Raw genomic sequence first — 12367 nt, 5'->3', positions numbered from 1 at the left:
TACCGTAGGCTTGCACTTGTGACTGACCAAAACACCAATCAAACTGCTCCCCGCCGCGTTGTCGTTGCCGAAGATGAGTCGCTCATCCGCATGGACATTGTCGAAATCCTGCGGGATGCCGGCTACGAGGTTGTCGGAGAAGCGGGTGACGGCGAGACTGCTGTTGCGCTCGCTACCGAGCTTCGCCCCGACCTGGTCATCATGGATGTCAAGATGCCTCAGCTCGACGGAATCTCCGCTGCGGAGCGCCTCAGCGCCAACCACATCGCCCCTGTCGTACTGCTGACTGCCTTTAGCCAGAAAGAACTCGTAGAGCGGGCTTCTGAGGCCGGAGCGCTGGCCTACGTGGTCAAGCCCTTCACCCCGAACGATCTTCTTCCGGCAATCGAGATCGCTCTCAGCCGTTACACACAGATCCTCACCCTCGAGGCTGAAGTGAGCGACCTGGTTGAGCGTTTCGAGACCCGCAAGCTCGTCGACCGCGCTAAGGGACTACTGAACGAGAAGATGGGGCTCAGCGAGCCTGACGCTTTCCGTTGGATTCAGAAGGCATCCATGGATCGCCGCCTGACGATGCACGATGTGTCTCAGGCCATCATCGACCAGCTCAGCGCCAAAAAGTAGCAGGCGCCCGCACCTTCTCCTCTGGGGTTCAGTTGCGGGCTCTCAACGCCGCTGAGAACTCCTAGCGGGGTTTCGACACGCCCGTCGCTACGCGGTTGGGCGATCTTTCAGGATGTTCGTAATCCGGATGGTGGAGAGCCGACGTTCTTCCTCATCGCGGATAACGATTTCATGTGTCGCTAGAGTGCGCCCGAGGGCGATCGCGGTGCAGGTAGCGGTGACGATGCCCGAGCGCACGGAGCGGCTGTGGGTCGCGTTGATTTCGATTCCCATCGCGACACGACCGGGGCCGGCGTGGATCGCCGACGAAATTGATCCGAGGGACTCGCCGAGCACGACGTGAGCGCCTCCGTGCAGGATGCCGATCACTTGAGTGTTGCCTTCAACGGGCATCGTTGCGACGGATCGCTCTGCGCCAAGTTCGAGAAACTCAATTCCCATTTTTCGCGTGAGAGAGCCGCCCCCTGACTCGACAAGTCGCGCAAATAGTTCGGGATCGAGGTCATCGGGGTACTTCACAGAGGGTGTCCTTCGCATTCGGCCGTTTCCGCTGTCGGCAGCCGCGGCTAGGCTGGCTCCGTGTCGGATTCCCAAAAGCCTACTCTTATGATCATTGATGGCCACTCGTTGGCCTTCCGAGCCTTTTATGCGCTCCCCGTCGACAGTTTTCAGAACCGCGAGGGGCAGCACACCAATGCCATCCACGGTTTCTTGTCGATGCTGATTTCTCTCTTGCAGAACGAGAAACCTACGCATTTGGCCGTTGCCTTCGATATTTCACGGTACTCATTCCGTACGCGGGAGTATCCCGAGTACAAGGGAACCCGTGGCGAAACGCCGGTGGAGTTCGTGGGGCAGATTCCCTTGCTCGAAGAGGCCCTCAAGGCGATGGGCATCCAAACTCTGAGCAAAGAGGACTACGAGGCTGACGACATCCTCGCCACCTTGGCGCACGAGGGCTCAGAGAACGGCTTCCGCGTTCTCGTGGTCTCCGGTGACCGCGATGCCATTCAGATGGTCAACGACAACGTCACCCTGCTGTATCCGAATGCTCGCGGTGTTTCTGAACTCAAGCGTTACGACCGTGACGCGGTTTTCGAGCGGTACGGCATCGAGCCTCACCAGTATCCGGATGTCGCAGCTCTTGTCGGGGAAACCAGCGACAACCTGATCGGCGTCGACAAGGTGGGGGAGAAGACTGCAGTCAAGTGGATCAACCTCTACGGCTCTCTCGATGAGGTGTTGGCTCACGCCGAGGAGATCAAGGGCGTTGTAGGCCAGAACCTTCGTGATCAGATTGATCGCCCCGTTCGCAACCGCAAGCTCAACCACTTGCTCACCGATGTTGAGCTTCCGGTCAATGTCGGCGATCTCGATCGCCGTGCGATCGACGAGGCTGCCGTACGTGAGGTGTTCGATCGCCTGCAGTTCAAGACGCTCTTGCAGCGCGTGATGAAGATTTCTGCGGTCGAAGGCGGCGGTGATGCGCAATCGTCGTCAGCAGCGAGCGCTCCTGACGATGCTGCAGCTATTCCTGCCGTGCGTACCATGGTTGACGAAGAGTTGGCCAAGTGGATTGCGACCAATAGCAACGGCAGTACGTCACCGCTGGGGCTCACCATCGCGAGTGTTGATGGCGTTGTCACCGGGCTTGGTCTTGCGACGGTCTCGGAGACTGCCTTTGTGCCGTGGGCGGCGGATCGCCCTGACTATGACGCGCTCACGCAGTGGCTCGCAAGTGACGCCCCCAAGTACATGCACTCCGCTAAGTCCCAGCTCAAAATTGCCGCCAACTGCGGCCTAACGATCGCGGGCGTGGCGTTCGACACAACGCTCGCGTCGTGGCTCTTGAAGCCGGGCGGCAAGCCTGAAGAGCTTGAGTCTCAGGTGTACAACTACCTCGGCGAAACCATCGAGCAGGGCGACCCCAACCAGTTGGTTCCGGAGACTGAAGAACTGAGTCCCGCCACCAAGTCGTGGTACGTCGTTCGCTTGGCTGCTTACCTTGCTGGGCGCCTCGACGAGGGCTCTCTGGCTGTGCTCACCGATATTGAGATGCCGCTCGTGCCTGTCTTTGCTCAGATGGAACGCACGGGCATTGCGGTCAACCGCCAGTTGCTTGACGACCTCAGTAGCTCCCTCAGCACGACCGCGGCCGATGTCGCCCGCAATGCGTTCGAGGTCATCGGTCGCGAGATCAATCTCGGCAGCCCCAAGCAATTGCAAGAGGTTCTCTTCACGCAGCTTGAGATGCCCAAGACCCGCGCGAACAAGACGGGCTTCTCGACGGATGCCGCGAGCTTGGCTGACCTCCAGGAACAAGCACCGCATCCGTTCCTCGACTTGCTCCTGCAGCACCGTGATGCCACCAAGCTCGTGCAGATCATTACCGGCATTGAGAAAGCTATTGATGCGTCGGGCCGGGTGCACACCACGTACGAGCAGGCCGGCTCGAGCACTGGCCGAATCGCCTCGAACGATCCAAACCTGCAGAACGTGCCAGTCAAGACGGCAACCGGGCGCCAGATTCGTGCTGCTTTCGAAGCGGGAGAGGGGTATGACACGCTTCTCACCGCTGACTATTCACAAATCGAAATGCGCATCATGGCGCACCTTTCGGGCGATGAGGGGCTCATTCAGGCTTTCAACGAGGGCGAAGATCTTCACCGCTTCGTTGGCTCTCGCATCTTCGGCGTTGAGCCGGCCGATGTCACTCCCGAAATGCGTACCAAGGTGAAGGCAATGTCCTACGGCTTGGCATACGGGCTGAGCGCGTTTGGCCTGAGCAAACAGCTTCGTATCGAGACGAGCGAAGCCAAAGCACTCATGACGGATTACTTCGCGCGGTTTGGCGCGGTGCGGGACTACCTCCGCAACGTTGTCGAGCAGGCCCGAGTTGATGGGTACACCACAACGATTTTCGGCCGCCGTCGGCCTTTCGGAGATCTCACGTCAAAGAACCGAGTGTTGCGCGATAACGCGGAACGTCAGGCACTCAATTCGCCCATCCAGGGCTCGGCAGCAGACATCCTCAAGCGCGCCATGCTTCAGATCGATGGCGATATCCGTGAGGAGGGCCTGAAGTCACGAATGTTGCTTCAGGTGCACGACGAATTGGTGTTCGAAATCGCTGGAGGTGAGCTCGAGCGAATGACTACTATTGTTCATGAGCGAATGTCAGGGGCTGCAACCCTGTCGGTTCCGCTTGATGTGCAGATCGGCACCGGTCACAACTGGGATTCGGCTGCACATTAGGCTCGCACCGTGCGGCATCCACTCTCAGAGCACCCCACAAAGGAGCAGCGGTGAGTAGCACAACGGTAGTGATTGGTTCACGGGTTGGCCTGCACGCGCGTCCCGCTTCTGTCTTCACGCATGCCGTTGCGCAGTGCGGAATCACGGTGATGCTGACGGATGCCGCGGGCTCAACGATCAACGCCGGCAGTATCCTCGGCGTGCTCGCGATGGGTATCGGCTATGGCGATGTCATCACTCTCAGCTCAGACGACGACGCGGCGGAGTCCGTCTTGGCGTCCCTCGCCGCGCTGCTCGAACGCGAACTCGATAGGCCCTAGCGTGACCTCGGGGCGGATTGCCCGCCCCATCAATTCCCGACGATCAATCAAGGAGCCAGACAACGATGTCAGATTTGACGCCCTCTACTTCGGAAGCTGCAACCTCGGGTCGGCAGGCTACGCCGCTCGATGCGATTGCTGAGGAATGGGTCACCACTCTGGTTGAACTAGACCCGACCATCGGAACGTATATCGGTTCGCCGGGACAACACTCGGGGTATGCCGACTATTCGCCCGAAGGGCATGCTCATGTTGTGGCGTCGACCAGGGACATTCTTGCTCGGCTCGAAGCCGCACCGGTGATGGATGACGTTGATCTCGTTACAAAGTCCGACATGGTCTCCACTCTGAAGCTCGATCTAGAGTCCGATGCCGCGCAATTGTGGAAGCGTGATCTTAATAATCTGGCGAGTCCCGCCCAAGAGATTCGTGGCGTTCTCGATCTGATGCCGACCGCATCGAGCGAAGATTGGTCCGTGATTGCGGAGCGCCTGCACAATATTCCGGAGGCGATCAATGGCTACATCGCCACTCTTCGTCACGGTATGGATGGGGCAGTGGTTCCTGCGCAGCGTCAGGTTGCCGAAGTTGTGGCGCAAGCCCGCCAGATCTCAGCCCCCGGAGGATTCTTCGAGTCGTTCATTGCGCAGGCTGAGGCTGTGGGCGGCGACAGCGCTCTCCAAGCAGCGCTGGCAGATGGCGCTGCCGTTGCGGCATCCAGTTATCAGCGACTTGAGCGTTTTTTGAGTGACGAGCTTGCTCCGCGGGCGACACCTCAGGACGCTTTTGGACGCGAGCTTTACGCGTTGCAGTCTCAACGCTTCCTCGGCGCCACGGTCGACCTCGATGAAACCTATGAGTGGGGGATTGAGGAACTGGCGCGCATGACTGCTGAGCAAAAGCAGATCGCGCACGAGATCAAGCCGGGAGCATCCATCGCCGAAGCAATCGAGCTTCTTGACTCCGACCCTTCGCGAACGCTGCACGGCACCGATGCCCTGCAGAGGTGGATGCAGCAGCTCAGCGATGAAGCCATCGAAGCGTTGGCAGGCACCCACTTTGATATCGCAGAGCCCATGCGCGCGTTGGAGTGCATGATTGCGCCGACTCACGACGGAATCATCTATTACACGGGGCCGAGCGATGACTTTTCGAGGCCGGGTCGCATGTGGTGGTCTGTGCCGGAATCGGTCACTGAGTTCACCACGTGGCGCGAGGCGACAACCGTCTATCACGAGGGCGTTCCCGGGCATCACCTCCAGATCGCCCAAGCCGTCTATAACCGCGATCAGCTGAATACCTACCGTCGGCAGCTGTCGGGAACCTCTGGCCATGCCGAGGGATGGGCGCTCTATGCTGAGCGGCTGATGGCGGACCTCGGTTTCCTCGACGACCCTGCCAATCGACTCGGGATGCTCGATGGTCAGCGGATGCGTGCTGCCCGCGTTGTTCTCGACATCGGTGTCCATCTCGGCAAGCCCAAGCTCACTGGTTCGGGCGTCTGGGATTGGGATTATGCTCTCGATTTCATGACGAACAACGTCACGTTAGATCCCGCCAATGTTCGCTTCGAAGTGAACCGTTATTTCGGTTGGCCAGGACAGGCACCGTCATACAAGGTGGGGCAGCGCATCTGGGAGCAGCTGCGCGATGAGTGCAGTGCCATTGAGGGCGCTGATTTCTCACTTCGTGAGTTCCACCGTCGTGCCCTCAATGTGGGTGGCGTTGGGCTGGATACCCTTCGGGCCGCGCTTCTGGCCCCCTACACAGCACGCTGATCTTCGGCAGGATTTTCGCTCGAGAGGTCTGAGGGATCCCGCAGCACGAGATACCTCGAAACACGGCCGTTAAGTGGTTGGTTTTACCGCCGTCGAAGCGCTAGGCTGGAGTGTCGCATTTGTGACTTCTTATTCGCCTGCCTACGGCGAGCACACAGATTCATTTCGCCGTCGGCCCAATTATGCGCTTTTCGAAGCGTGACCCATACCGGAGCAACTACTACATGACAAACGCAACGACTGACAAGGCACCCAAGCAGGTCGCCATCAATGACATCGGATCTGCTGAAGATTTCCTCGCCGCAGTCGAAAAGACGCTGAAGTTCTTCAACGATGGTGACCTTATCGAAGGTACCGTCGTCAAGATCGACCGTGACGAGGTTCTCCTCGACGTCGGTTACAAGACTGAGGGTGTTATCCCCTCTCGTGAACTTTCCATCAAGCACGACGTTGACCCCACTGAGGTTGTCAACGTCGGTGACACCGTTGAGGCCCTCGTTCTTCAGAAAGAAGACAAAGAAGGCCGCCTCATCCTCTCCAAGAAGCGCGCACAGTACGAGCGTGCATGGGGCGACGTCGAGAAGATCAAGGAATCGGATGGCGTTGTCACCGGTTCGGTCATCGAGGTTGTCAAGGGTGGACTCATCGTCGACATCGGACTTCGTGGATTCCTCCCCGCATCGCTCATCGAGCTTCGCCGCGTTCGTGACCTCACGCCGTACCTCGGCCAGGAGATCGAAGCCAAGATCCTCGAGCTCGACAAGAACCGCAACAACGTTGTCCTGTCGCGCCGCGCACTCCTCGAAGAGACGCAGTCGGCAAGCCGCACTTCGTTCCTCAACAACCTCGCCAAGGGCCAGGTTCGCAAGGGTGTCGTGTCGTCGATCGTCAACTTCGGTGCATTCGTTGACCTCGGTGGCGTAGACGGCCTCGTCCACGTTTCTGAGCTCTCGTGGAAGCACATCGAGCACGCTTCAGAAGTTGTTGAAGTTGGCCAGGAAGTTACGGTTGAGATCCTTGAGGTTGACCTCGAGCGCGAGCGCGTGTCGCTGTCGCTCAAGGCAACGCAGGAAGACCCGTGGCAGGTATTCGCCCGCACCCACGCAATCGGACAGGTTGCTCCCGGTAAGGTCACCAAGCTCGTTCCGTTCGGTGCGTTCGTTCGCGTCGCAGACGGCATCGAGGGCCTCGTGCACATCTCCGAGCTTTCGGGTAAGCACGTTGAACTCGCCGAGCAGGTTGTTTCGGTCGGCGACGAAGTATTCGTCAAGGTCATCGACATCGACCTCGAGCGTCGTCGCATCTCGCTTAGCCTCAAGCAGGCTAACGAGGGTGTTGACCCCGAGGGTACCGAGTTCGACCCGGCACTCTACGGAATGCTCACCGAGTACGACGACCAGGGCAACTACAAGTACCCCGATGGTTTCGACCCCGAGACCAACGAGTGGAAAGACGGCTTCGAGTCACAGCGCGAGAAGTGGGAGCAGGACTATGCTGCAGCCCAGGCGCGTTGGGAACAGCACAAGAAGCAGGTTGCCGCCGCAGCGATTCAGGAAGAGTCGATCAGCAGTGCACCCGCCGGAGCATCGTCGTTCTCCAACGACGACGCTGCAACAAGTGCAGGCGCGGGCACGCTCGCAGACGACGAGACTCTCGCCGCTCTGCGCGAGAAGCTCTCGAGCAACAACTAGTAACACTTAGCTGAACAGTGTGGCCAGTCTCCTTCGGGAGGCTGGCCACACTCAGTTAACGAGCCACGGCTGTCCGCTGAATGATCGGCGGCAAGCGGGCGGGGGAGTGCTCTGCTCAGCTGGCGAGCCTGAGCGGGGGTGCCTAGGTTGTGCGCTTTGTGGCGCGTCGCGCTCGTCGAACTCGTGCAACCAGCCACGCCACGAGCCCGATGAGGGCAAGCGTTCCGATGACAGGAACAATGAGCGCCATCAGACTGAGCAGTACGCTACTGACGTCCTCTGCGGCGCTGAGCACTGGTGCAGCCGCTCCGGCAGTAGCGGCGTTGAGCACGGGGCGTGCAGCCATTTTGGTGGCGTGCGTGCCGAACGCAAGAATGATTCCGATAACGACGGGCACCCACGCCTCTGACGTGAAAAATGATGCTGGATCGGTGACCGCTGCTGTCTCAGAAGCGGCACCCGTACCGAAGGCGATACCGCCTGCTGCGGGACGCACGATGGTCTGAATCCAATCGTTCACGGAATCCACGACGGGCACTTTGTCGGCGATTACTTCCACGACGAGCAGCACCCCGAGAACGGCGATCACCCAGGGGTTTTCGAGCCACGACCATGCGGCGGGCAGCTCTACAAAGTCAAAGACTCGGCCGGCGATGCCCAATATGAGAAGCGGAATATAGGCGTTGAGGCCAGCCGCAACGGCGAGGCCGCTGCCGGTGAGTATTTCGAACATCCGCTCTCCCTTTCAACAGGCTGAGGTTAGCATTGAGGAATGCACTTGATAGCGCTCACCGGTGGGATTGCTTCGGGAAAGTCGACTGTAGCTAAGCGGTGGGCCGAACACGGAGCTGTCGTCGTCGACGCGGATGCTCTCGCCCGCGAAGTGGTTGAGCCAGGCTCTCCGGCGCTGGCCGCGATCGTTGATCATTTTGGCGCAGACGTGCTGAACGACGATGGATCTCTCAACCGCCAGGCTCTCGGCAGTATCGTTTTTGGTGACTCGGATGCCCGTCAGGCTCTTAACAGCATCACCCATCCGGCGATCAGTCGGCTCGCCCAGCAACGTTTCGCTGCCGCCTACGATCGCGACCCTGAGGCGCTGATTGTGTACGACATCCCCTTATTGGTGGAGTCGGGTCAACCCGTCGATAAGTTCTCGGCAGTAGTGACGGTTGAGGCTGATCCAGAAACTCGCATTCAGCGTTTGATCGAGCACCGCAACATGCCGCGCAGTGAGGCAGAGGGGCGCGTCGCGTCTCAAGCGTCGAGCGCCAATCGCAGAGCGGTGGCCGACTTCGTCGTGGATTCCGGAGCCAATTTGACGGATACAGAACGTCACGCTGACGAAGTGTGGCAGTTGCTTCGCGACCAATTAGTGAGTTCGCGCTAAGCGTTCGCTTGGCGACTCCGTTTTCGGGTCGTTGTCAGTGCCGGTGCCTACACTTGAGGTATGGAACCAACTCGCTCAGTACGTCCTTTTGAGGTAATTAGCGAGTACTCACCTTCCGGAGATCAGCCTCAGGCGATCCGCGAGCTTGCTCAGCGAATCAATGCCGGCGAAACCGATATTGTGCTGCTCGGCGCCACCGGCACGGGAAAGTCGGCAACAACCGCGTGGCTTATCGAACAGGTACAGCGACCAACGCTCATCATGTCCCACAACAAGACTCTTGCCGCTCAACTGGCCAACGAGTTCCGTGATTTGATGCCCAACAACGCGGTTGAGTATTTCGTTTCGTACTACGACTACTACCAGCCCGAGGCCTACATTCCGCAGACAGATACCTTTATCGAGAAGGACTCGTCGGTCAACGCCGAAGTCGAGCGACTGCGACATTCCACTACCAACTCTTTGCTCAGCCGCCGCGACACGGTCGTGGTGTCCACCGTGTCGAGCATTTACGGGCTTGGCGCTGCTGAGTCCTATCTTGAAGCGATGATCGCCCTGCAGGTGGGAATGCGCATCGATCGCGAAACGCTCATCCGCAAGTTTGTGGGAATGCAGTATCAGCGCAACGACTACGACTTTTCGCGGGGAAACTTCCGCGTGCGCGGCGACACCATTGAGATCATTCCAGTGTATGAAGAGCTTGCTATCCGAATCGAGATGTTCGGAGACGAAATCGAGGCGCTCTACTCCCTGCATCCGTTGACCGGCGACATCGTCAAGAAGATGGATTCGGTGTCGGTGTTCCCAGGCACGCACTATTCGGCAAGCCCCGAAACGATCAAAACCGCAATCGTGTCCATTCAGGAAGAGCTCGCCGACCGGCTTGGCGTGCTGGAGCGTCAGGGAAAGCTCCTCGAAGCTCAACGCTTGCGTATGCGCACGACCTTCGACATCGAAATGATGGAGCAGATCGGTTTCTGCAACGGCATTGAGAACTATTCTCTCCACATGGATGGGCGCCAACCCGGCGAACCACCAAGCTGTTTGCTCGACTACTTCCCGGATGATTTTCTCGTGGTGCTCGATGAGTCGCACGTCACGGTGCCTCAGATCGGCGCCATGTACGAGGGCGATGCCTCACGAAAGCGCACTCTTGTGGAACATGGGTTCCGGCTCCCGAGCGCGCTCGACAATCGCCCGTTGAAATGGGAAGAGTTTCTTGAGCGTGCCGGCCAGAAGGTCTACCTTTCTGCGACACCGGGCAAATACGAGATGGGTATCACTGACTCCGTTGTCGAGCAGGTGATCCGCCCGACAGGACTCATCGATCCGCAAATCGTCGTTAAGCCGTCGAAGGGTCAAATTGACGACCTTCTCGAACAAATCAGGCTTCGCGTCGAGAAGAACGAGCGTGTGCTCGTCACCACGCTCACAAAGAAGATGGCTGAAGAACTCACCGAATTCCTTTCGGAGAATGGTGTTCGGGTGCGCTACTTGCACTCTGACGTCGACACGCTACGCCGCGTGGAGCTACTCACCGAGCTCCGACAGGGCATCTATGACGTGCTCGTGGGCATCAACCTCCTGCGGGAAGGGCTTGACCTTCCCGAAGTGTCGCTCGTCGCGATTCTGGATGCAGACAAGGAAGGCTTCTTGCGGTCGTCCACATCACTCATTCAAACCATCGGGCGTGCCGCTCGAAACGTCTCCGGCGAGGTTCACATGTACGCCGACGTCATTACGCGATCGATGGCGTTTGCGATCGAGGAGACTGATCGTCGCCGCGAAAAGCAGGTGGCATACAACACCGAGCACGGTATTGACCCCCAGCCGCTACGCAAGAAAATTGCTGACATCACTGATGCCCTTCTCCGTGAGGGCGCTGACACCGCAGAGCTGCTCGCCACCCGCAATCGTGACGGCAAGAAACGCACTCCGACGCCCAAACTGGCGCGGGAAGGAATCGCTGCCGCCGGCGGAAATGATCTTGAGAATATCATTGGCGATCTCAACGAACAGATGCTTCAAGCGGCATCCGAGTTGAAGTTTGAGCTTGCTGCTCGATTACGAGATGAAGTTCAGGAACTCAAGAAGGAACTGCGCCAGATGGAGCAGGCTGGTCATTTAAAGTAGTGGCCAGCGTTTCGTGCATCGCAATCATGCGGCGCTCCTGAGCGAAGGAGTCGTGGGGGAGTGCGGTCGTTCGCGCCGCCCCACGTCGTTCCTCTACCGGGATATCGGCAAGAACTCTGAGCGCGTGAGCGATATGAGTGAGATCCGGAGCCACCGTGAGTCCACCGCCATCGGCGAATGCAATGTGCTCCTTGCACGCGGTAGTGATAATCGTGGGAGTGCCCGTAGCGAGGGATTCCAGAGCTATGGCCTGAGCGCACGATCCGTTTGTTGTGACGATCGCAAGGTCTGCAGTCGCAAAGACTTCTGCTCGCTCCACCAGCGTGAGATCGTGCGCGCTCAGAAATTGAACTGAAATCCCCACCGCACTTCGTTCGAGCCGGGCACGCAGCGGGCCATCGCCCAAGATCACCAAATGGAGGTCCTCGCCCTGAGAAGCTCGGTGTCGCACTGCGTCAATCGCGACTGAGACCGCTCCCGCGGAGGTGAGCGGCGCCGCACATACGACGACCAATTCGGCGCCGCTTGAGTCGCGGAGAGTGCTGTTGTGGCGCAGCGGCGAGAACACTTCGACGTTTACCCCTGACGGGATGCTCACAACGCGATTGTCGGGAGCGGACGTCGTTGCAGGGTCGGTCGCCGTGCGCGAGTTTTCGTGGGTCGCAGAATCGGAACCCTGCGCGCCGACTACCCCCGTGTGAATGACCTGGTCGAACCCCAGTGGGGTGTGTGCCGTAGCCCACTCGGCTTCGTCATCGTCCGTGAGGAGCACGGCCGGCACACGGTTGTCGCGAGCCCACGCGCCCAGTTCGCGAGCACTGAGGCGGTCGGCGACTTCGATCTGATCGGGCACAAGCTTTTCGAGAGCACGGCGCACAGCTTTGGCGATTGGAACGAATCCGCGGGATAATGCTCGGCCACGAGCGGGGACCGTGACCACAGTGCCGTATTCGGTCCAGGTCACCGATGACTCGGCTCCGGGGATGATGATGGAGAACTCGTGCCCGGCTGCCTGATACGCCAGACCACGAGAACGCACAGCGCTTGAAGGCAATAAGGCTGGTGCCGAGTAAAAGCTCGTAACGTGCGCAATGTGCATTCACCCATTATCGCGGGGACGAGCACTCTGTGCTGGGCGAACGTCCAGACAATGTCAGTGGTTTCCGTAGAATAGGA

Annotated in this window: 10 protein-coding genes; 7 read left to right on the top strand and 3 right to left on the bottom strand. The window is 59.1% G+C overall.

Annotation, left to right across the window (positions count from 1 at the left end; all coding sequences use genetic code 11):
- Nucleotides 1-18 precede the first annotated feature (18 nt).
- Complete coding sequence (locus ACWFSR_RS07530; protein WP_197105666.1) at nucleotides 19-624, top strand: ANTAR domain-containing response regulator; 606 nt, start codon at nucleotides 19-21, stop codon at nucleotides 622-624.
- Between the two features lie 87 nt (nucleotides 625-711).
- Here the strand turns inward: ACWFSR_RS07530 and ACWFSR_RS07525 are convergent, their stop codons facing one another.
- On the bottom strand, nucleotides 712-1143 hold the full coding sequence (locus ACWFSR_RS07525; protein WP_197109928.1) for a PaaI family thioesterase: 432 nt from the start codon (nucleotides 1141-1143) through the stop codon (nucleotides 712-714).
- A gap of 87 nt (nucleotides 1144-1230) precedes the next feature.
- Between ACWFSR_RS07525 and polA the strand changes: the two genes are divergently transcribed.
- The 4 genes from polA to rpsA all read left to right on the top strand — a co-directional run bounded on the left by polA (nucleotide 1231) and on the right by rpsA (nucleotide 7668).
- The gene (gene polA / locus ACWFSR_RS07520) at nucleotides 1231-3879 is read left to right on the top strand and encodes a DNA polymerase I (RefSeq protein ID WP_231603837.1); all 2649 of its coding nucleotides are present in this window, start codon (nucleotides 1231-1233) and stop codon (nucleotides 3877-3879) included.
- Between the two features lie 50 nt (nucleotides 3880-3929).
- Nucleotides 3930-4199: an HPr family phosphocarrier protein gene (locus ACWFSR_RS07515; protein ID WP_447522112.1), complete on the top strand. Its 270-nt coding sequence runs from the start codon at nucleotides 3930-3932 to the stop codon at nucleotides 4197-4199.
- A gap of 65 nt (nucleotides 4200-4264) precedes the next feature.
- Nucleotides 4265-5977, top strand: a complete 1713-nt coding sequence (locus ACWFSR_RS07510; RefSeq protein WP_447522111.1) for a DUF885 domain-containing protein — start codon at nucleotides 4265-4267, stop codon at nucleotides 5975-5977.
- A 224-nt stretch (nucleotides 5978-6201) separates the two neighbouring features.
- Nucleotides 6202-7668, top strand: coding sequence for a 30S ribosomal protein S1 (gene rpsA / locus ACWFSR_RS07505; protein WP_197105661.1), 1467 nt, complete (start codon nucleotides 6202-6204; stop codon nucleotides 7666-7668).
- Between the two features lie 142 nt (nucleotides 7669-7810).
- On the opposite strand, the gene ACWFSR_RS07500 is transcribed toward rpsA, so the two are convergent.
- Nucleotides 7811-8401 (bottom strand): DUF4126 domain-containing protein, encoded by a 591-nt coding sequence (locus ACWFSR_RS07500; protein ID WP_447522110.1) that lies wholly within the window; start codon nucleotides 8399-8401, stop codon nucleotides 7811-7813.
- A gap of 39 nt (nucleotides 8402-8440) precedes the next feature.
- On the opposite strand from ACWFSR_RS07500, the gene coaE reads away from it, so the two are divergent.
- A complete protein-coding gene (gene coaE, locus ACWFSR_RS07495) occupies nucleotides 8441-9058 on the top strand; it encodes a dephospho-CoA kinase (protein WP_447522109.1) in 618 nt (205 codons plus the stop codon).
- Between the two features lie 60 nt (nucleotides 9059-9118).
- A complete protein-coding gene (gene uvrB, locus ACWFSR_RS07490) occupies nucleotides 9119-11191 on the top strand; it encodes an excinuclease ABC subunit UvrB (RefSeq protein WP_197105658.1) in 2073 nt (690 codons plus the stop codon).
- Here uvrB and ACWFSR_RS07485 read toward each other — a convergent pair.
- On the bottom strand, nucleotides 11145-12290 hold the full coding sequence (locus ACWFSR_RS07485) for a glycosyltransferase (RefSeq protein ID WP_447522108.1): 1146 nt from the start codon (nucleotides 12288-12290) through the stop codon (nucleotides 11145-11147). The two genes, uvrB and ACWFSR_RS07485, sit on opposite strands and share 47 nt — an antisense overlap.
- Nucleotides 12291-12367 lie beyond the last annotated feature (77 nt).

The sequence above is a fragment of the Salinibacterium sp. NYA9b genome, from assembly GCF_976973725.1.
The sequence above is the reverse complement of the archived record's forward strand: the minus strand, read 5'-3'. Positions and strand labels throughout refer to the sequence as shown.

Coding starts and splice junctions, on each gene's coding strand:
- polA (WP_231603837.1), top strand. CDS start 1,231: ATGATCATTGATGGCCACTCGTTGGCCTTCCGAGCCTTTTATGCGCTC.
- ACWFSR_RS07510 (WP_447522111.1), top strand. CDS start 4,265: ATGTCAGATTTGACGCCCTCTACTTCGGAAGCTGCAACCTCGGGTCGG.
- rpsA (WP_197105661.1), top strand. CDS start 6,202: ATGACAAACGCAACGACTGACAAGGCACCCAAGCAGGTCGCCATCAAT.
- ACWFSR_RS07500 (WP_447522110.1), bottom strand. CDS start 8,401: ATGTTCGAAATACTCACCGGCAGCGGCCTCGCCGTTGCGGCTGGCCTC.
- coaE (WP_447522109.1), top strand. CDS start 8,441: ATGCACTTGATAGCGCTCACCGGTGGGATTGCTTCGGGAAAGTCGACT.
- uvrB (WP_197105658.1), top strand. CDS start 9,119: ATGGAACCAACTCGCTCAGTACGTCCTTTTGAGGTAATTAGCGAGTAC.
- ACWFSR_RS07485 (WP_447522108.1), bottom strand. CDS start 12,290: ATGCACATTGCGCACGTTACGAGCTTTTACTCGGCACCAGCCTTATTG.